The organism is Paenibacillus hubeiensis (assembly GCF_032334105.1).
Classification (GTDB): Bacteria; Bacillota; Bacilli; order Paenibacillales; family Paenibacillaceae; genus Paenibacillus; species Paenibacillus hubeiensis.
Map to the genome: position 1 here is coordinate 114451 of NZ_JAVYAE020000001.1, position 20629 is coordinate 135079.

At 54.4% G+C, this 20629-nt stretch carries 21 protein-coding genes; 9 read left to right on the top strand and 12 right to left on the bottom strand.

The features are described 5' to 3' along the window. The first annotated feature begins 1 nt into the window (after position 1). The 6 genes from RSX24_RS00455 (at position 2) to RSX24_RS00480 (ending at position 3742) form a co-directional block, all read left to right on the top strand. Positions 2–340 (top strand): Na(+)/H(+) antiporter subunit C, encoded by a 339-nt coding sequence (locus tag RSX24_RS00455; RefSeq protein ID WP_236419454.1) that lies wholly within the window; start codon positions 2–4, stop codon positions 338–340. Next, entirely contained in the window at positions 333–1814 is a 1482-nt protein-coding gene (locus RSX24_RS00460; protein WP_343259379.1) for a Na+/H+ antiporter subunit D, read from the top strand. The genes RSX24_RS00455 and RSX24_RS00460 overlap by 8 nt, the downstream gene beginning before the upstream one ends. Positions 1815–1820: 6 nt before the next feature. Continuing rightward, positions 1821–2297, top strand: a complete 477-nt coding sequence (locus RSX24_RS00465; protein WP_343259380.1) for a Na+/H+ antiporter subunit E — start codon at positions 1821–1823, stop codon at positions 2295–2297. Then, entirely contained in the window at positions 2297–2581 is a 285-nt protein-coding gene (locus tag RSX24_RS00470) for a Na(+)/H(+) antiporter subunit F1 (protein ID WP_236419448.1), read from the top strand. Before RSX24_RS00465 ends, RSX24_RS00470 begins: the two co-directional genes overlap by 1 nt. Further along, positions 2565–2957 carry a monovalent cation/H(+) antiporter subunit G gene (mnhG, locus tag RSX24_RS00475; protein ID WP_343259381.1) on the top strand — a complete coding sequence of 131 codons (393 nt, stop codon included), beginning with the start codon at positions 2565–2567 and terminating at the stop codon, positions 2955–2957. Before RSX24_RS00470 ends, mnhG begins: the two co-directional genes overlap by 17 nt. Before the next feature lie 113 nt (positions 2958–3070). Beyond that, the gene (locus tag RSX24_RS00480) at positions 3071–3742 is read left to right on the top strand and encodes a metal-dependent hydrolase (RefSeq protein WP_343259382.1); all 672 of its coding nucleotides are present in this window, start codon (positions 3071–3073) and stop codon (positions 3740–3742) included. A 151-nt stretch (positions 3743–3893) separates the two neighbouring features. Here RSX24_RS00480 and RSX24_RS00485 read toward each other — a convergent pair whose 3' ends face one another. The 11 genes from RSX24_RS00485 to RSX24_RS00535 form a co-directional block, all read right to left on the bottom strand. Then, complete coding sequence (locus tag RSX24_RS00485; protein ID WP_438286747.1) at positions 3894–5066, bottom strand: rhamnogalacturonan acetylesterase; 1173 nt, start codon at positions 5064–5066, stop codon at positions 3894–3896. Between the two features lie 63 nt (positions 5067–5129). Then, a complete protein-coding gene (locus RSX24_RS00490) occupies positions 5130–6149 on the bottom strand; it encodes a dienelactone hydrolase family protein (RefSeq protein WP_343259383.1) in 1020 nt (339 codons plus the stop codon). 7 nt (positions 6150–6156) lie between these two features. Further along, positions 6157–6465 (bottom strand): hypothetical protein, encoded by a 309-nt coding sequence (locus tag RSX24_RS00495; RefSeq protein WP_343259384.1) that lies wholly within the window; start codon positions 6463–6465, stop codon positions 6157–6159. A gap of 12 nt (positions 6466–6477) precedes the next feature. Then, on the bottom strand, positions 6478–8691 hold the full coding sequence (locus RSX24_RS00500; protein ID WP_343259385.1) for an MMPL family transporter: 2214 nt from the start codon (positions 8689–8691) through the stop codon (positions 6478–6480). 24 nt (positions 8692–8715) lie between these two features. Continuing rightward, positions 8716–9927 carry an NAD(P)/FAD-dependent oxidoreductase gene (locus RSX24_RS00505; protein WP_343259386.1) on the bottom strand — a complete coding sequence of 404 codons (1212 nt, stop codon included), beginning with the start codon at positions 9925–9927 and terminating at the stop codon, positions 8716–8718. Positions 9928–9949: 22 nt separating this feature from the next. Continuing rightward, the gene (locus tag RSX24_RS00510) at positions 9950–10705 is read right to left on the bottom strand and encodes a methyltransferase domain-containing protein (RefSeq protein WP_343259387.1); all 756 of its coding nucleotides are present in this window, start codon (positions 10703–10705) and stop codon (positions 9950–9952) included. Then, positions 10692–11846, bottom strand: coding sequence for a type III polyketide synthase (locus RSX24_RS00515; RefSeq protein WP_236419433.1), 1155 nt, complete (start codon positions 11844–11846; stop codon positions 10692–10694). The genes RSX24_RS00510 and RSX24_RS00515 overlap by 14 nt, the downstream gene beginning before the upstream one ends. 430 nt (positions 11847–12276) lie before the next feature. After that, entirely contained in the window at positions 12277–12900 is a 624-nt protein-coding gene (locus RSX24_RS00520) for a flavin reductase family protein (RefSeq protein WP_236419431.1), read from the bottom strand. 144 nt (positions 12901–13044) lie between these two features. Next, on the bottom strand, positions 13045–14040 hold the full coding sequence (locus RSX24_RS00525) for an iron-hydroxamate ABC transporter substrate-binding protein (RefSeq protein ID WP_438286763.1): 996 nt from the start codon (positions 14038–14040) through the stop codon (positions 13045–13047). 349 nt (positions 14041–14389) lie between these two features. Further along, positions 14390–15616, bottom strand: a complete 1227-nt coding sequence (locus RSX24_RS00530; protein WP_343259388.1) for a multidrug effflux MFS transporter — start codon at positions 15614–15616, stop codon at positions 14390–14392. Between the two features lie 44 nt (positions 15617–15660). Continuing rightward, a complete protein-coding gene (locus RSX24_RS00535) occupies positions 15661–16404 on the bottom strand; it encodes a GTP pyrophosphokinase (protein ID WP_236419636.1) in 744 nt (247 codons plus the stop codon). Positions 16405–16658: 254 nt separating this feature from the next. Between RSX24_RS00535 and RSX24_RS00540 the strand changes: the two genes are divergently transcribed. Further along, the gene (locus tag RSX24_RS00540) at positions 16659–17381 is read left to right on the top strand and encodes a YoaK family protein (protein ID WP_343259389.1); all 723 of its coding nucleotides are present in this window, start codon (positions 16659–16661) and stop codon (positions 17379–17381) included. A gap of 81 nt (positions 17382–17462) precedes the next feature. Here the strand turns inward: RSX24_RS00540 and RSX24_RS00545 are convergent, their stop codons facing one another. Continuing rightward, positions 17463–18368, bottom strand: a complete 906-nt coding sequence (locus RSX24_RS00545) for a LysR family transcriptional regulator (protein ID WP_343259390.1) — start codon at positions 18366–18368, stop codon at positions 17463–17465. A 146-nt stretch (positions 18369–18514) separates the two neighbouring features. On the opposite strand from RSX24_RS00545, the gene RSX24_RS00550 reads away from it, so the two are divergent. Further along, positions 18515–19201, top strand: coding sequence for an O-methyltransferase (locus RSX24_RS00550; protein ID WP_343259391.1), 687 nt, complete (start codon positions 18515–18517; stop codon positions 19199–19201). A gap of 86 nt (positions 19202–19287) precedes the next feature. Continuing rightward, the gene (locus tag RSX24_RS00555) at positions 19288–20628 is read left to right on the top strand and encodes an MFS transporter (RefSeq protein WP_438286748.1); all 1341 of its coding nucleotides are present in this window, start codon (positions 19288–19290) and stop codon (positions 20626–20628) included. Position 20629 lies beyond the last annotated feature (1 nt).

The following is a 20629-nucleotide window of genomic DNA, read 5'->3' on the forward strand; positions in this document are numbered from 1 at the left end:
TATGGAACTATTGATGTGTGTTGCCGTGGGCATTCTGTTCGCGGTTGCCGTGTTTTTGATCTTGTCACGCAGCCTGCTCCGGATCGTGCTCGGCATGTCCGTCCTGACGCACGGCGTGCATCTGCTGCTGATCACGATGCCGAGCCTCAAAACCGGGGCGCCCCCACTGCTTGGGGAGCAAGCGGAACGATACGTAGATCCGCTGCCGCAGGCGTTGATTCTGACCTCGATCGTGATCAATTTCGGCTTAACCGCCTTTTTCTTTGTGTTATCTTACCGATCCTATTTGAAATTGAGAACGGACGACCTGGAAGAGGTCAGGGGGCGGGCCTATGAATAATGCCGTCGTACTTCCGATCCTGCTGCCATTACTGACTGGCATCGCCGTCATTTTATGCTTTCGCAGCGTTCGCGTTCAAAAATTACTCAGCGCAGCGGGCATGCTCCTGACGACTGTCGCTTCCTTCATGCTCATTACGCAAGTTGCAAAGCATGGCGTGCAGACTCTCGCGGTAGGCGGATGGAAGCCCCCTTACGGTATCGTGCTTGTCGCGGACATGGTTGCAGCACTGCTCGTCGTCGCCGCCTCCGTGATCGCGCTGGCTTGTTTGCTCTATGCATTCCGGAGCTTGAACGAGGAACGGGAGGAGCACCATTTCTATGCGTTCTTTGCATTTTTGGTTGCAGGCGTAAACGGTTCGTTCCTCACCGGAGACCTCTTCAACCTGTTCGTGTGCTTCGAACTGATGCTGATTTCCTCGTACGCCCTGATCGTGCTCGGCGGAACGGAAAGGCAGCTGCGCGAAACGATCAAATACGTGCTGATCAACATCGTTTCTTCGTCCCTGTTCGTGGCCTCCATTGGTTTCCTGTATTCGGTCACGGGGACGCTCAACATGGCCGACCTGTCCAATCGCATCGTGGAAATCGGCCAGAGCGGCATCATTACGGTCATCGGCGTACTCTTTCTGATCGTGTTCAGCATCAAGGCCGGATTGTTCCTGTTTTTTTGGCTGTCGGGTTCGTATGCTGCGCCGCCGGCTGTCGTCACGGCGTTATTCGCCGGATTGCTCACCAAAGTCGGGCTTTACGCCATCGTGCGTACGTTTACGCTCATTTTTTACCATGACCCGGATTTTTTCAATGCCCTCATCGGATGGATGGCAGGAGCAACGATGCTGCTAGGCGTCATCGGTGCCATCTCTTACCGGGACGTCAACAAAATCCTGATCTACAACGTCGTCGCCGGCGTCGGTTTCGTCGCCTTCGGCATGGCGTCGGCAAGCCGCTCGGCGCTGGAAGGACTGCTGTTCTACATGCTGCATGACATGCTGATCAAAACGCTGCTCTTCCTGCTCGGCGGCGCGTTGATTGCGGTGGCGGGCACATCCAGGCTTGACCGCATGGGCGGACTGATCCGTCGTTATCCGCTGCTGGGCTGGATGTTTTTTGTCAGCGCGCTGGCACTTGCGGGCATTCCGCCCTTTAGCGGGTTTCCCGGCAAACTGCTGCTGTTCGAAGGAGGGCTGGAAGCCGGATTGTACGGCTTGACCGGAATTGCGGTGCTCTCCAGCCTGCTGATGCTGTACTCCGTCTTGCGCATTTTCATTCAGGCCTTCTGGGGGGAGCCGCCCAAAGGATCCATCAGGCGCCCTTACGCCGTGAACGGACTGCTGATTCCTGCAGGGGTGCTGTTCGTGTTTATTCTGTCCATGGGCATTGGTGCCGAAGGCATGTTTCGATTGACGGCACGCGCAGGCGACATTCTGCTTCATCCGAATATTTACATCGATGCCGTACTGGCAAAGGAGTAGATGCCATTGGCCTTCCAAATCGTACTAAACCTGATCATTGCCTTTGTATGGATGTTTCTCAACAATTCCTGGAGCGGGGTTGGCTTTCTCGCTGGTTACCTGCTCGGTCTACTGCTCATCGGCAGCATGCGCCGTTTCTTTCCCCAACGCTTCTACATCGTGCGGGTATGGGCCATCGTCAAATTGTTGTTCCTGCTGCTCAGGGAGCTGATCCGGGCCAGCTATAGGGTGATCCGGGAAATCGTTAAACCGAAGTTAAGCATCCAACCCGGGATTTTCACGTACCAGACACAGCTGACTTCCGATTGGGAAATTACACTGCTTTGTTTACTGATTTCGCTGACTCCCGGTTCCCTTCCGCTCGAAATTTCGGGCAACCAGCGCACCCTGTTCATCCACGCCCTGGATATTCAGGACGAACAGCAGCTGAGAGAAAACATTCGGGACACGTTCGAAAAAGCCATCATGGAGGTGACGCGCTAATGTTATCGATGGTATTATTCATATCGCTGCTTATCCTGTCGCTCGCGATTTTGGGATGCTTGTACCGTGTCCTGCGCGGTCCTTCCATGGCAGACCGGATAACCGCCCTGGATACGATCGGCATCAACGTCATCGCCATGGTTGCCGTCCTGTCCATGATGCAGCACACGCAGGCATATCTGGACATTATTTTGCTGATCGGCATTCTGGCTTTTCTCGGCACGGTAGCTTTCGCGCGTTACATTGAACGAGGGGCGGTGTTCAAACATGAACGGGATCGTTAACGGAATAGCCGGATTCGTCATCGGGTTTCTCGTTTTGCTTGGCGCAGTTCTCAGTGCACTCAGCGCTTTTGGCCTCATTCGTCTGCCTGATGTCTATCTCAGGGCACATGCGGCGACCAAAAGCACCACGCTCGGCGTGCTGTGCGTGCTTGGCGGCACGTTCCTGTTCTTCTGGTTTTACGATGGATACATCAGTGCACGTGTAGTGCTCGGCATCGTGTTCGTTTTCATTACAGCCCCTGTTGCCGGGCATCTGAATGGACGTGCAGCATACCGCTCCGATGTGCCGTTATGGGAACAAAGCGTACAGGATGAACTGGAGCCTTTGCTCAAAGGCAAAAAGATGAATCATGAAGCGAAAGACAGGATAGAGTGAGATATGGATTCAATAGGATAAATCCCAAATCATCTATCTTTTGGAATAATTGTATAGTACGATAGAGGCATACGATTGTTCGATATCGTTAATATTCGGAGGCATGTAATACGATGAGCATCATTCTTCACATGGGAGTACATTTGATTACGGGTGCTGCAATCCTTCTTCTCACGCTTAATAAATGGTTGTCCTCACTCAAAACGTACATCAATGCAGGTATGCTTGGCGCGCTTATTTCCATTACTCCCGATATCACAAAGTTCTTCGGAGACGTTTACCTCCATTCGCTGATCACCGTGCCTTTCGTCGGTGCAGCCTTTGCATGGGTTATCCGAAAAACATTGCACGTCCGCTGGATGGCGGCTTGGGTCAGCGCCATGGCTGCCTTGTTCATCGGCCATCTGTTGATCGACTTTCTCGGTAATGGAGTCAATTTGTTGTATCCGTTCGTTCACGAAGAACAGAACTTTAGCATTTTGAATGAAATGAACGAACTTATCATCTCCATATTGTTTGGTATTGCGGTCATTAGCATGGTGATATGGAAAAAAAGACCTCCTGCCGCCACGATCGCTGTCATGCTTGTCATTCTGTTTGTGACCGCATTAAGCATCTCCAACGGAACGATTAACGCTATTTTGCATAAACGTTACGCTGCCGAACATCCTGAATACATTACCGTTTATCCCGCAAACGTACCCTTTCACTGGAATTACTACGTCCGGATTGACCATCTTACCATCATCCCCGGCCAAGGCCAGTATCTCCATATTTCGCAGTGAACGGAATACTGCAATTGCAGTAAAGTCTCCGTCATACAGATAGCCCCAGCAAGATGCCGACGCGAACCGTCGGTACTTGGCTGGAGCTTTTTTTGTTAAGGATAGGTGATGACCGGTGCTCCAAATTTCAAGGGTACGATGTTGATAAACATTAAAATCCGTTTAGCCCCTGCCTAGCCAGCTCCTCCGAAACGATCCGTGCCAACTGGGCGGCGCCTGCGCGATTCGGATGCAGCGTATCTCCGGCCATGTACAAAGCCAGCGTGGCATCCGGCCCGATGGCCGTGAAATATGCCGAGCTAAGCCTGTTCAGGTCCACCAGCATCACGCCTTCCTCTTGCGCCAACGCACGGGTGGCATTGCTGTACCAGCGGCCCTCCGCTCGGTGCACGCCGCTCGCGTCGAAGTCAGTCGCACGTCCCTGAGGCGTCGAAAGGACCACGGTTGCGCTCTTTCCCTTCGCTTGCTGCACCATGTCGCGCATGATCTCCTTAAACTCGGCTTCGGTCGTATTGTTTTTGGCGTTGGTGTCATTGATGCCCAGCTGCAAAATAAAAACATCGCCCGGCTTCAAATATTGCAGAATCGCCTCCATCTGTCCATCATCCCGGAAACCTCTCGCAATCTGTCCCCCTGAGGCCAAGTTGCGCACCTGGAAAACATTTTCGTCCACATACGCCGGAAATAACTGTCCCCACCCGCCCTGCACGCTGGTGTCCAACGGATAATAATTGGCAACGGTCGAATCCCCGCCGATATAAATGGTCCGGTTGGTTACGGCCTGGTCGGACAGTTTCCGGATTTCCAATGCGCTCAGCGTAAACGCCGTTCCTGCCTTCCCCTCCGTCACGAGCAGATTAAGCTGACCATCCGTCACCGGGATCTGAAATGAATCGACAGCACCGTTGCCCGTCATGTTGATCAATTGAAACACGCCTTCGGCGGCCACACTTGCTCTGGCCGTGTTGCCCAATACGACGTTTACTTCATATAATCCATTCGGCAAATCCACGTTAAACGTATTCGTGCTCTTTGTACCATACGTCAGGAACTGTACGGCATCGCTCGCAACGCCTGTTCCGGATGCGGACACATTGCGCATATTCCCGGGCGTATTGAATCCGTAACCTTTAGCGGCGGTATAAGCTTCTGTCGCCGACACGCCAATGTAACCGTTCTCAACGCTTCCTGCGCCGAAATCGAACTTGTACTCGCCCGCTGCCGCGTGCATAATGCCTGATCCGCCTGCACCAAATGGACTGCTTAACATGACAGCCGCCATGGCCACGCCAAGCAAACATGTTTTCCAACGGAACCGTTTCATCCAAACATCTCCCCTCGTTTTTTCGTTATAACGCGACTGCTCCACTTCCATTTCACGTCAGCATCATAAAACGCGATCAAGCCAGTCGTATGCCCTTGTCCCGCCAATTTCATGCCCACCCGCAAAAAAATCCGCATCCAGCACGGTTTCGGCACCCGCCTGACCATAGATTTCCTTCAATCTTGCATATGAATCCCTTGCGGCCGTTTGCGGGAATACCCGATCTTCGTCGCCCGATTCAATGAAGAGCGGCCTTGGCGCAATCAGGCCGATCAAGTCCGGCAAATCCGCATCCTGCAAAATGCCCGGAATATAGTTGTCCAGACAATGGTTTCTGTCCAGGATGCTGCCATGGAACGTGCTGGCATACCCGCTCACAACGGCCGCGCGGCATCGTTCATCCACCGCCGCCGTAAAAGCCGTGACCAATCCACCGCCCGATATGCCCATACTGCCGATTCTCCGGTCATCCACCTCGGAACGGGTAGACAAGTAATCGAACACCCGGCTCGTTTCATACACCCGATGGCCTGCAAGCGTGTGCCCGGCCATGAGCAGATGAAGGGCAATCCGCGTGCAGGAACTCGTTCCCGGCGGCGCGTCCCGATCCTCCTTCAGTCTGCGATCGCCGAAACCAAGCAGCTCCGGTGCAGCCACGACATGCCCTCTACGCACCAACGCAACCGCAAAATCTTTGTGCAGCCCGGGGTCCCCCGCCCGATCGGACCCATCCGGTTCCAGTCCCGATATTTCACGGCTCCCGTATCCATGCCCGTGGCACGCCACGATCGCCGAACGCGGGGTACCGGAAGCGACGGCTTCGTCGGGAATCAACAGATACAGCGGCATGCGCAGGCCTTGAAACGTCGTGATTTCGATGCGTTCCCGCGTATACCCGTCACACTTCGTGCGTTCCAGCAGGGCAGGGTCCAGCTCGGCGTGAACCGCAGGGAATCCGCCAAGCCTCGCTACCAGGCTTTCGCGCAGCAGGCTGCTCCAACGTTGAACAGACTGTTCGGGTTGATAAGATAATCGTCCGCTTGAACGAGTGTGTCTTTGCAAGTAAGCTTCAATATCCGACATCGTTTTTTCATTCCCTCCTCAGGTCGGCCGGAAGCCCTCTTTGAACATCAAGACATGGGCCTACCCTCTTTTTCCAATCATTATAGAACAGATTCCGGCGGCGGAAGTTGAACATCGTTGCCCTCTTGTCCGGTAAATTCAAGTTAGCTGATGGCATCGGAACGCACTTTGCTCCATCACCGTCTTTTCTCCCGAAATCCCGCGCAAAAAGGAGCTTGATGTCCTTGCCTGGACACAGCTCCTTTTCCCCCAACATAACTCCATGCCTTTTCTCGTAAATCATCCTTGTTCCTGTTCCAAGCTCCCCTTGCAGCATGAAAAATTCAGCTTAACGTCCCGGGATACGACCAGGCAGCCACCAGTTCCATCTGCCCATCAGTTTCATCAACGCCGGAACAAGGATCAGCCGGACGACGGTAACGTCGATGATTACCGCGGCCGTAATGCCGATGCCCAATTGCTTCACGCCGGACACGTCCCCGAAGGCAAACGGAATCGTCACCGCCAGCAAAATGGTCGCGGCCGACGTAATCAGCCGTCCCGAAGAAGCCAGTCCGCGCTGTACCGCCAGGTCGCTGTTCCCCGTTAGCCGATAGGCTTCTTGGATTCGCGAGAGCATGAACACGCCGTAGTCCATGGAAATGCCGAACACGAGGCCGGCGATGAATGCCGGAATCATGATGGCAATCGGCGTAGCCTCTATACCAAAGTGCCCCTGATTAAATACGACGGCAAGAATCCCGAAGGATGCGGCCAGGCTAAGCAAATTCATCAGGATCGCTTTGATCGGAATCAACAATGAACGAAATGCCGCGAGCAGCACGATGTAATTGGAAACGACGACAAACACGAGCACCTTGGGCAAACCGGCCTTCACCTGCTGCATGATCTCCGCCTGGTACACGGCTTCTCCCCCGTAAAGAACGTTAACGTTTGCGGGGATCGCCTGCGCATCCGTCGTTTTCATCCGCTCGATCCAATCCGTGGCTTCCGTGGAACCGGGCGCTCCTCGAATCACGGCGGACATACGGATGGCATGGGTCGAGGCATGGCTGCGCAGCCAAGTTTTCCGCTGCTCCGCAGACGTTTCCCCCGAACTTGTAAACCATGGCTTCCCGGTCATGTCTTCAGGAAAATCGACGGCCGATTTCCCCCACGGGCTCCCGACTTCAACCACGCCGTGATCCCGGGAGAGCCGCTGCACCAGCTCCGCAGCTGCCCTCCAGTCCGCCGCGGTCAATCTCTCTTCCGCTGCTCCGATCAGAATATCAATTACCGAGACATCCGGATCCGAAAATGACTGCTGCAAACGTTCTGCCGCGATGCGGGATTCCGCTGATGCGGGCAACGAGGCGGCATCGGGTACCGAAAGCTCCATGTGCCGAACCGGCAGCACGCACAGCAGCAGCGCGCCCGAGCCAAGCAGCGCCATGCGAACAGGATGTTTCATGACATAACCGGACCAGCGCTGCCATGCGGATTTGGAAGCCGTTTTATCAAGAACGATTACGCCGCGTTTACTGCCAAACATATGCCGCGCATACAAACATGCGATCGCCGGCAGCAAGGTAAAATTCAACAGCACCGATACAATCAACGCGGCGATGGCTCCAAGGGCAACACTTGCGAACATCGGCAGCCGGATCCATAACAAACCGATCAGGCCGAGCAGTACGCATACTGCGGAAAACAGGACGGCCCTTCCCGCGGTCCGAAGCGTCTGCTGCATCATTCGCTCCATGCCTGACTGCCCCAGGCCTTCCTCCCCGCGCCACTCTTCCCGACACCGTCCCAGCAGAATTAACGCAAAATCCAAACTCAGCGCCATGCCGACCATAGGAATGACGTTAATGACAAAATTCGATAATTCCATGCAATAACCCAGCAAAGCCAAAGCTCCCATGGCAACAACGACGGCGGAGATCCCCATGGATACGGCCAAGCAAGCTGCACGCAGTCCACGGAATGCATAACACAGAACAAGCAAGGCAAGCGGCAGCCCAAACCATTCGGCATGCTCCAGATCACGAAAGCTCAGGGCGTTTACGTCCTGCTGCACCACCTTTTTGCCGGTGAGGCTAATCGTTCCATGCGCATCCTGTTTCATGACCGAGCGAAGTTCGGCAAGCGGTGCCCTCATTTGCCGGGCAGGTAGATCGCCATAGTCGAGAAAGACCACTGCCATGTGCTCCTGAAACATCCGGTTCCCGCCAAGCTCGAAAGGCGAAATGACCGATTTTACGTCCGGCAGAGCGCGCATTCGCTCGATATGCTGGCTGATCCATTCCACGAACTCGGCATGAGGCGTGTGGGCATTTTTATCAAACACAACGATGACGGGCTCCATCGGCATGCCGAACTCCTGCTTCAAAGCACGCTGCACACGTTCCCCCTCACCATTAACCACCTTCAACCCGTGATCCTGCACAACGTCCGGCAGCCGCAGCGCCCAGACCGCTGACATCGCGATAATGAATGCCCAACAGACCATGATGAACCATGGATATCGGCATATCAAGAAAGCAAAGCGGCGATAAACCATATCCATGCTCCTTCATGATCAGATTCATCGTTCCGTTTCTTTCAGACGCGTTGCCCTCACCATCCAGCCGCGCAGAGGCGGGAACAGCCGAAGGGCTCCGGGAGCCATCTTTGTTAGAATTGGCACCCGGCTAGCTGCTTGCAGCAGTCCGCCAACCTTTAACACCCTTCCAAACTCGCGCTGCAATCGGCTGATATGCTTTCGTTTCCAACCGTCATGCGAAATGCTTCCGTTTAAATACAGCTCGGCGATGCTGCTTGCCTGAAGCGCCGAGCGGAGCGCAATCGACATCCCGTCCCCGCACAGCGGCGGGATGATCATGGCGGCATCACCGATATGCGGCACGGTTCCCCATGGCTCCGGGCGGGAGGTGATCCGGACAGGAGCCTGGGCCGTGGACGTGTCCGCAATCGGAATGCCTCCTTCGAGCCTGTCGGCGAGGGCCTTATTCGTGGATGCTGCCGCATCGATGATTTCGGCCACGCTTTTCCCCCATTTTTGAACGGTCCGCAGATCCAGCAGGGCGGCGACGTTAAGCCGCTGTTTTTCGATCGGAGCAATTCCGACGTAACCGCCCTCGCAGAAATACAATTCGACGGCCTCGCCGCCCGTGATCCCTTCATAATGGAGTTTTACCCCAACCTGGTCGGGATGTTGGCCCATTGTCGTTCTGCGGGCCGTTTTTCCCTTTACGGCGTTCTTATCGTTGGCCGGAAGCAGACGGCTCGGTCTGCGGGAGCCCCACGCACCGAATGCAACCCGCGCTTCGATGATGCACGATTGTCCATGATGGTCAACGTTCAACCGGTACGCCGTATTCTCCAAAGGATACCTGCTCCGTTCGCTCCGGATTTCGGCAATGTCCTCAACCTTGCATCCTTCCCATATCTCCGCACCCGCCTCCAAAGCAGCCTCATGCAGCTTCAAGTCAAGGGCGTAGCGGCTTATGCCCCATGCATTCCCGGGAAGCGGCATGCTGACGCGGGCTCCATGTTCGAATATCAAGGCAGCCTCCCGAATGATGGCCGGCTGCAGTTCTCGCGACAGATCGGCCAGCCCCAGCATCGCCAGCATCTGCCCGGTTTCCGGGCTCATGAACTCCCCGCACGATTTGTGTCTGGGGAACACCTTCTGGTCCAGCACTAAAGTGCTCCAGCCTTTGCGAGCCAAATCGATGGCCAGACTGCTGCCGGCAATGCCGCCGCCGATGATGGCCGCGTCCACCTGTTTTGTCATCCAGGTTCCCTTCTTTCGCCCTTCACTGTTGAATCCCGACTCCCTTCTCCCGTGCTGTGCTCATCTTTGGCAGGATGACCGCATATCTGAACAACGGCTGCCAAGTGTATTGCAGAGCTTGACCGTCAGGCATGGCGGCACGCAATCGTTCCCAGTCGCTTCCGCGAAACCCTTTGGCCACCGATAGCGGACCGTCGTGACGAATATAGCGGTTTCGCGAAATCAGCCTGGTTGTCATCCACACGGCGGCCCACGCCAACCAGTGGCGATGAATGTCGTTGATGGCCAGTCCGATCCGGGATATGTCCAGCATACGAGTGACTACGCGCGAAACGTCTTCCTCATGAAAATGATGCAGAAATTGCGCACAGGTCACAATATCGGCACTGCCTTTGTCCAGCTCGAAAACGTCATGCTGCCTGACCCTGATCCGCGGTTCATCGGCGAATAAAACCTTCGCCTCTTCACAGGCCTCCATGGTCAAATCGATCAGCTCGATGGTCATGTCAATGCGGTTGCCGTCTGCCCAGCGCAAGATGCGGCGGTTGATGTCTCCGGCACCTGCGCCGATATCTGCGATGGACAACGTCTCCGGTTTACCAGCATGCACCCAAAGGCGTTGTATGCCGTACAAGGTGGGGCGCGAAGCGGCAAAAATGTGATTCAGCCACCGCAGATGGCGGTGAGCCTGCCTGAGTTCCGTTCCTGCATCCATGGCCGGTTCATCCATGAGTTCCGGTCGGGTCGCTCTTTCTGCCAACCAGTTAAAGCCGGCCATGATGGACAGGCTCCGGTTCGGGCACTCGGGATGGAACGTAGGTAAAAGGCAACATTTCGGCCGTAATTCCCGGCCCGAACGCAAGCGCAATGCCGCGGGAAGTTTGGAGGGTATTTCTGTAGCCCTCTCTGATCGCATGAAGTACAAACATAATCGTGACCGACGACAGGTTGCCGTAATCCCGCAATATGCTCCGGCTGTACGAAACCTGCTCGTCCGACAAGCCGTACAGCTTCTGCACGGCATCCACGATGCCCCGGCCTCCCGGATGGATCGCCCAAATGTCCGGTCGTTCACCCCTCGCCAGCACACGTTCCGCAGCCTTCGCGAGATGATGTTCCAACAGCCTTGGAATTTGCGGAGACAGATACAGATCAAAGCCGGTATTGCCGACTTCCCATATCATTTCTTCGGAGCAGGCCGGAAGAAGCACGGAGTCTCCCTCGCCCAATTCGAACAGGTCGCCGTTTCCGAAGTCCGCTGATCCCACGATACACGCCGATGCGCCGTCGCCGAAAAACGATGCCGCATACAGGTCGTCCCGCTTGGCCGATGGCTGAAAATGCAAGGTGCAGAGCTCCACGCACACGATCAACGCCTTGGCGTTCGGGTCTGATCTTACGATGGCATTGGCCATTTGAATGGCCTTTAGTCCGGCAGCGCAGCCTTGAAACACAAGCGGAATGCGCTGTACGCCGGGATGCAGCTCCAGCTGTTGAACGATCCGTACGTCCAGGCCGGGCAGAAACTGCCCTGTGCAGCTCACCGTGATCAGGTGGCTAATCTCGGCAGGAGCCACCGCGGCGTCCTCCAGCGCGCGGGTGGCAGCCTCCATCCCAAGCGGAATGGCCGCCGCCTTGTATTTGTCCATGCGTTCCCGGGTCAGCGGAACGTTCTCTGATGAGGTTGAATACAAATACCGGCACCCCTCCACCGGTTCAAGCAAATTCGGCTCGCACGTATACCTCGTTTCAACGCCGCACTGATTGAAAATCCGTTTCGCCCACCTTCTGGAATCAGGCTCGTCCGCCAATGCCACGGCTAACCTTGACGCAACGTCCTTCTGTTCGATGCGATGCTCCGGCAGCGCCGTCCCAATGCCCAGAATTCCGGCGCTCGCCGTCCCTGCATGCTGGTTCATGTCGCTTGTCCCCCTTCATTCCGCCTTATTCTGACACATAAGTTCAACCAATGATTTTTACACGGAGCTACTACGTGGTCAGAACCATCTTCCGATCGGCCTTATCCCCAGATTTTTTTAATCCCTTTTCAAGGGTAAAATCCGGTGATAAGCCTATGCTTCCGAAGCAGCTTTCTTTCAGAAAGCTTTTAGAACGCTTCGCTTCTCCAGATTCTTTCTGTCCTCTCCGTTATCGTGTAAATGCTAGTTCAACCTATATAGATCACTCGTGCGTAAGATATGGTACAAGTCTATTCGCGTTTGAGCCGTATTATGTTTCCAGCGCAAAAAGGGGGGAAGCACATGCCTTGCGGCATGTGCTTCCCCCCTTCAATAACTAATATGCGGATAGTCTGTTTCTCGTTTCGAATGCATGATCCGAACGCTGAAACTATACCGGTCTTACCACCGTAAACCGCTCGCCAAGCTTGGCATAATCGTTTCCGGCTAGCCGGCTCACGGGCTTCAAGTGGTCCATCAAAATGTACCCGGTCGACGGATCGTATACCTTCTCGTCAAAATGATATTGAACGATCCGCACAAGCAGCAGGTCAGTGACCACTGTGCCTTCATCATTCAAAATCGGAATGTGCTGATGCAGGCGGCACTCCATGCGGATCAATGCCTCGGCGATGCCGGGCACATCTACGGCCTTGCTCGGCACGGTCGTCAGGCTGGTCCGCTCAAGCTCACTCTCATGCGGCTCGAGCAGCGCTGCCGTTTCGTTCATGTCCGGGACGATCGATTCGTCACAAATGTGCACAACGAGTTCCTTGCCGGCCAGCACGTTCCTTGCCGTATCCTTCATGCCCCCTGCCTTGCGCTGAATCGATATGGACAGAATCGGCGGATCGGAGCTCACCACATTAAAAAAGCTGAACGGCGCGGCATTGATCGTCTGCCCGTCCTCTGTCCTCGTCGTGACAAAGGCAATGGGACGAGGCACGACCGATCCGCTCATCAGTTTGTAATTTTCCTTCTGCGTCAATTGCTGTGGATCTAAAGTATGTGTCATGTGATCTTCCTTTCTTGGCCTGTAGTGATGGTCTCACCATTATACATGCAGCTGCCCGGATTCGGCCATTACGCGCAAAAAACTCCCTGGCGTCATGCGCCAAGGAGTTCGCTTTGTTTGTTCCGTTCATGCAGGAAACACATCTTATTTTACGATGCTGCTTTGAATATCTTCCATGATTTGCGTGTTGGCTTGCAAACCGCTGTACAGCCAGCTGCTGGAACGCGTAAATTCGAAGAGATTGCCGTTTTTCACCGCCGGGATGCTCTGCCACACTGGATCTTTCAGCGCTTCTGCCCCCGCATCCTTGTCGCTGTTCACAAAGAACAGGTAGTCCACGTTCATCTCTGCCAGCTTCTCCAACGAAATCGAGGACCAGTTGCCTGTAGCCGTAGCCGAAATTTCTTTCACCACGTCAGGCTCGGACAGGCCAAGCTCGTTGTACATCACTTCACCGCTGGATACATTGTCGCTGACGATGAAGAACTTGCCGCCCACCAGCCAAACTGCTGCAGCAGATTTCGTACCCCCGGTTACCGCATTGATTTTTTCTTTGTATTCTTTGGCTTTCACATCATAGTCATCAAGCGCTTTTTGAGCTTCAGCGCTCTTGTTCAAAATTTCGCCGATTTTCAGCAGCGCTTTGCGCCAATCACTGTTGATTTCGTCGCCAAGCACATACGTCGGAGCGATTTTGCTGTATTGTTCATATTTGCCGCCTTCAACCTGGCTCTCCGAACCGATAATGATCAGATCCGGGCTGTAACCCGCTACTTCCTCAAAAGGAAGATCGAAGGAAATCGTCGGAATGCCGTCCAGATCCTTGGCCAAGTAATCCTGGGTGCCATTGGTCACGGACCATTGAGCAACAGGTTTCACGCCAAGCGTTACCAAATGGTCTTCCAGATAAGAGGCGATAATGCGCTCCGGATGGGCCGGAATGACGACTTCGTGACCCATGGCGTCCGTCATCGTTTTTTCTGCAGGAGCTTCAGTCTTCGTTTCTCCTTCGGAAGCGGTATTGTTCTCTGTGGCTGTCGACGAATTTTCACCGGTTGCCGCGCCGTTCTCTGCCGGCTTCGACCCGCATGCTGCCAGCCAGATGGACATGACCATGACCGTAATCAGCAGCATGATCATCTTTTGTTTTTTTCCGAACAAGGTAGTGACCCCCTTCTATATGACCCCGAAAATTGGAATGTGATTATGCGAAATTGGGACAGGATTGTTCTAATCACATATATTCCTATATGTACATCATTCTTGTCCAAACCCATTGACAATGATAATTGTTATCAACTAAATTGTCAATCCCGCTCCATTGGCGTCCGGGGAGAAGGCCGTTGATCCATCGATTCGACTTTGTTCTCGGTTTCCGTCTTTTCCCGACAACGGGTATGCTGCCCAACACGCAGGTTTTGTTTGCGCTTTGCCGAGAAAAAAAGCGTTCCGACAGGCAGACCAGGCTGCCAGTTGGAACGCTTTTCGTTTAGCGGATGGACGCTACCTTGCTGCGAGCACCGACCATCCATGCATAGATCAGCAATGCGCCCAGATCCGCACAGGCAATGACGATCGCCATCGGCACCGCCGTTCCTTCCCCGCCCAAACCGACGAGTGGGGCCACAAGCCCGCCGAACAAAAACGTCATGACGCCGATCAGCGCTGAAGCGCTGCCTGCGGATTTCCCCTGATTGGCCATGGCTAACGCAAAGGAAGCGGTGTTGACAAGCCCGACGCTGGATACGACCAAAAACAGCGGGATCAGCACGCTGAACAGCGGTCCACCCAGCAATATCGCCACAAGCAGGGAAATCCCTCCGACCACGGCCATGACCAATCCGGCGACGAGCAAACGCGTTTCGCTCACCTTTCCAGCCAAACGGCCGGCCACCTGGCTGGCGATGATGATGCCAAGCCCATTAATGGCGAAGCAAAGGCTGAACATCTGCGGAGAAATGTCGTACACCTTTTGCAAGACAAACGGCGAACCCGATATGTACGCAAACATGCCTGCACCCACGAAACCTTGCGTCAAGGCATAACCCATAAACAGGCGGTCACGCGTAATATTGCCAAAGGTCGACAGCGTTTGTTTCAGACCGCCGCTCGACCTGCGTTCGGCCGGCAGCGTTTCGCCCAAACCGAAAATGACGGCAAGCAGCGTAAGGACTCCGATCAGCGACAGCAATATGAATACGCCTCTCCATGACGTAAATGCGAGCAATTGCCCGCCGATAACAGGCGCCGCGATTGGAGCCACCCCGTTAACCAGCATCAGCAGCGAGAAAAACCGGGTCAGTTCCGGTCCCTCGTAAGCATCCCTGGCCACCGCGCGGGAGATGACGATGCCGGCAGCCCCGGCAGCTCCCTGGATGAACCGCAGTACGATGAACGAACCCATCGTTGGGCTAACCAGACACAGCACGGAGGCGAGCGTATATAGAATCAGTCCGAAAATAAGAGGCGTGCGTCGTCCGCGAACGTCGCTCATCGGTCCGGCCAGCAGCTGCCCTGCGGCCAAACCTACCATGCAGGCCGTCAGGCTAAGCTGGGCATAGGACGGCGAAGATTGGAAATCCTCGGCCAGCACGGGCAGCGCAGGCAAATACATATCGAGGGACAACGGTCCAAAGGCGGACAAGGTTCCCAAAATCAGTGCCATGCGTACCCGCGACGCAGGCTGGGGAGTTAATGAAACCAACGTATTTTTCATCAATTGTTACAAATTCCTTTCCGCGGTCACCATTCCTGCTTGTGCTATTCCCCGTCTCCGAGCAATCTCAGCAAATTGGAAGGCAGCGTAAACTGCTGATTGTTGATGATGATGCGCCGCATCTGTTCTTCGTCGCGTTCGCTCTCGGCATCCTTGATCTCCTGGATTTCGTTATGCAGCCGTTCCATCTGTTGATCCAGGGCATTCGCCGAATCGGCCGCGCTTTTCAGTTCCTTGAGCAGACGCTCGGGCACTTCTTTGTTGTATTTATAAAAAATTTTGTGCTCCAGGCTGGCCCAGAAATCCATGGCGATGGTACGAATCTGGATTTCCACGCAGGCGCGCTCTTCCCCGTTGGACATATAGACCGGAATTTCCACCAGCAGGTGCAAGCTTTGGTAGCCGTTCGGTTTCGGGTTTTTGATGTAATCCTTTACTTCCAGCACGCGCAGATCGCTTTGGTTGCATAACATATCTTTGATCCGGTAAATGTCGGAAATGAACGAGCAGGTAATGCGCACCCCCGCAATATCCTTGATGTTCTTTTTGATGCTCTCGAACGTCAGCTCATGATTTTTGCGGAACATTTTGTTCATGATGCTTTCTGGCGATTTCAGTCTGGACTTGGTGTGCTCAATCGGGCTGTAGTCATGCAGCGACTGGAATTCTTCCTTCAGCACCTCGATTTTCGTTTCCATCTGATCCAGGGCGAATTTATAGATCATCATAAATCTCGTAATTTCGTATTTAAACTTCTTGAACTGGTCAATCGGATTTGGAGCGTTCATCATGATAGCTCTTCCTTTCTCTAAGCACGCAAAATGGTTTGGAGACAAGCCAGCACGCTTCTCTCCCGCTCTATTATAAAACATCTTGAGCCAATAAACGAATTTACAGCGTCATCCAGCTCCCCGCCAAGGCCAATGATGCGCCCTCCCTGTCCTGCTTTAGAGAGATCACCGACAGTTTGCACCAGCCTTTATTTTGGGCCTCATTGCGGTATACTTGAATGGTTACCGCTTCTCAGGAAAGGAAGATTGGCATGTCCCGAACGGCTCAGCAAAAATTCGCTCTATTATCCCTATGTATGGCAGCCGGGATGGCCGACGTTATCGGTTATCTTGGACTTGGACACGTGCTCACGGCAAACATGACAGGCAACATCGTGCTGCTCGGCATCGCGATTGCCCATGCCCAGGAAATCGTCGTGATCCGCTCCCTGCTCGCTTTGGCAGGTTTTATCGCAGGCAACGCATTTGCGGCAAAATTGATCGGTCCGGGCCAAAGCGGCTGGTCCAAACGCGTTACGCGTGTATTGATCGCGGAAAGCCTGCTGCTGCTTTTCTTTGCGATCGTTATGACGACTCATTTCAGCATACACTGGCCGGGCCTGGTCATTGTTGTGCTCGGCGCAGCCATGGGCATGCAGACGACGGCAGCCCGCAAAATCGGCATGGCCGGCATTTCGACGACGGTGCTGACCAACAATTTGGCTGCGGTCGTCGAAGACGCGGCCAACATGTTCCGGCGTTTCGGCAAGGTGGACAGACAGGCTGCGCGAAACCGTCTGTCAGGAGACGACAGCCTGCGCGTTATGGCCGTAGCCATTTATTTGACAGGCGTCATCATCGCAGCATTTTTGTTCCACCATGTTCCGAAAGCGGCAGTCTGGCTGCCCGTTCTGCTCGTCGGCGGCGTGGCGATCCGGGCCCGAACGGGCTTTGGCTCGGATCGACGGCAACCATCCGGAGCTTCGGGCAACTAAGGGACTACGCATGAAGCAGCTGGCATCTACAGTCCAAGCACGAGGTTGGATTCCACCGGCATAAGCATGTGCCGGGGTTCATCACTCTTTCCGATGCAGCTTGGCTGCCTCCTGCCGGATCAGTTCCACGAGATGTTGGGCGGCGGGAGACAGCTTCTCCCCGGCCCGGGTACAGACGGCCAGTTTGTTTTTCAAATGTACGCCCTTTACCCGCACGCGGGCCAGCCTCCCGTGCCTCACATCCTCCTTCACCACCAGTGAAGATATGAAATTGGCTCCGTACCCCGCTTTGACAGCACTGATGGTTTCGTTGAGTCCGTTGAACTGCAGCGCGATGCGGGGCGCCGCCACATTAAACGTACTGCAAAGGGAAAATAAACGCTCCCTCGTCGCACTGCCTTCCTCGCGCATGATGAACGGCTCTGCCACCATATCGCCAAGTTCCACCTCCTGCCCGGCATACCGGTGATCCGGATGGACCACGAACCACATGTCGTCTTCAAACAACTCGTCCCAATGTACGCCTGGTTGCGAAATTCCGCTTCCGCCATACAGCGCTACTTCGGCTTCATAACTGAGAAGCTCGTCGAACGCTTTTCGGGTGTTGGTCGTGCTGATCACCAATTCCACGTCTTCGTACAATTGCTTGAAACGGGCAATCCAGGCCGGCAGCAAAAAATTGGAAGGCAGGTACGTTGCCGTAATCCGGACGAGTCCCTTTTTGCCTGAGCGAATACCTGCTATATAGCCGTCCACTTCCTGCTCCAGCTTGAACAGCCGTTCCGCATACTCCATCAGTTGTTTTCCCGCGTCGCTGGCCTCCCTCTTTCTGCCTACCGCTACAAAAAGCGTAACTCCGAGTTCCTGCTCAAACTTGCGAAGCTGGGAAGAAACGGCCGGTTGGCTAATGCTGAGTTCCTCCGCTGCCCTCGTAATGCCGCCGTGCTTGACGACAGCATGAAACAATCGCAACCCGTGCAGATTCATCCTTTGGGCCTCCTTACATCCTTTTAACCATAACTTTAATATATGTTTACATATATAATATATATTTTATTTATATTCAATCAAGCGATATAGTGGTATCAGGAAAACAAAAACAGCTTCTTTGCTCGCAGAAAGGAAGATGAGCCATGAACCATCCGCATGAATCTGTCTCACAGCAAACCTGGACGCAAGTTGACGAATATCTCAATCATATCCTGATCCCGTCTGATCCTTTGTTGGAAAAAACACTGCTTGCCAATGCCCAGGCCGACTTGCCGACCATTGACGTAACCCCGAATCAGGGACGATTGCTGCAGCTGCTGCTGAGCATTCAGCATGCCGAACGCGTGCTGGAAATCGGCACGTTGGGCGGATACAGCACGATCTGGATGGCTCGGGCACTGCCGGAGCATGGGCGGATCGTCACATTGGAATCGGAACCCCATCACGCCGAGGTCGCTCGCACCAATCTTGAGCGTGCAGGACTCGCAGGCAAAGTTGACATGCGCGTCGGACCTGCGCTAACGACCTTACCGGACGTGTGCGAAGACTACCGCGAACCCTTTGACTTCGTTTTTATCGACGCGGACAAACCGAGTAACCCGGACTATCTCCGGTGGGCACTGCGCATGACCCGTCCGGGCAGCCTGATCGTTGGAGACAACGTCGTCCGAAACGGCGAAGTTGCCGATAAACACAGTACCGATCCGCGCGTGCAAGGCGTGCGTACCTTCCTGGACATGATCGGAAATCACCCCCGTCTGGAAGCAACGGCATTGCAAACCGTGGGCAGCAAAGGATATGACGGCTTTGTCATAGCACGCGTAATCTGATGCCGTGACCCACCCCGAAAAATAAACACCGGTCAATTGTTCCGAAATCCCCCTAATCCTGTTACACTTGAATGATCGCATGGGAGATGACTGGGGGAGAAGGCTTGAGAATTCCACGACAAATTACATCTGAAATTCGGGGTTGGCCCCGCAACATCCAGCTTTTTTTTCTGGCAAGCCTGCTGTACCAGATCGGAAACGGCATGTTTTCCGTCCTGTATAACTTATATATTCAGGGGCTTGGCTACAACGATACGATGAACGGCCAAATCATTAGCGTGCAATCGCTCGCAACGGCGATCATGTTCGTGCCGATCGGGCTGTGCGGCGACCGCTTCAGCCGCAAGCTGCTGCTGATTGCCGGCGCGCTGTTCAGCGGCATTTTTTTGGTCGGGCGCTCGTTCGACTACTCGGATAGCGGCCTGATGTGGTTCGCGGTATGCTCCGGCCTGTTCGCAGCCGTGTTTCAGGTGCTGGCCATTCCTTTTCTGGCCGAAAACGTGAAAAAGAGCGAACGGCTCAAAATGTTCAGTTATTATTCATCCTTGGTTCTGGCTTCACAGGTGCTCGGCAGCTTGGGCGGCGGAGTGCTCGCCGATCTGTTTCATTCCATGGGCATGGCCAAGGTCGCCGGTCTGCAGACCGTGCTGATCGCTGGCGGCATCGCCACCTTTGCTGCGTTCATCCCGCTGTTATTTGTCACGGAAAACAAGGAGCTGCCTTCGGCTTCCGAGCCTGAGCCGCTTTCTTCTGCAGCTGGACCGGACACGTCCGGATACAAGGATCGTCATCCAGCATCGATCAACCCTGAGAAGGCAATACTCAAGAAGGATTCTCGACTGATCGGTCAGTTTGTTGTTACGCAGCTGTTGATCGGCTTTGGCTCCGGACTTGTCGTGCCTTACCTGAACCTGTATTTCACCAACCGTTTCTCGGTATCCGTGAGCGGCATGAGTCTGCTTATTTCGCTTGGGCAGATCATGACGATTGTGTCGATGCTCATCGGACCAACGCTGGCAGCCAAAGTTGGCAGCGTGCGTGCCGTCGTGCTCTTTCAGGTCATGTCGCTGCCGTTTCTGCTGCTGACCGGTTTCACCAACCTGCTGTTCGTTGCTTCGGTGAGCTTCTTGTTCCGGCAAGCGCTCATGAATGCGGCCAACCCGATCCACTCGGCGATCCTTGTGGACAAAGTATCCGACGAGCGGCGCGGCATTGCCAATTCCCTGATGCAAACCGCCTTTATGATCGGCTGGGCCACGATGGGCCCTGTGCAATCTTATCTGGTCACCACGTACGGAACATACTGGGGGTATGCCGTCACGTTCAGCATTACGGGCGGGTTATACGTGCTCTCGTCCTTGCTATACTTCATGATGTTCAGAGAGCCCAAACCTTCAGCCAAGAGCCTGTACAAATTCAACACATAAA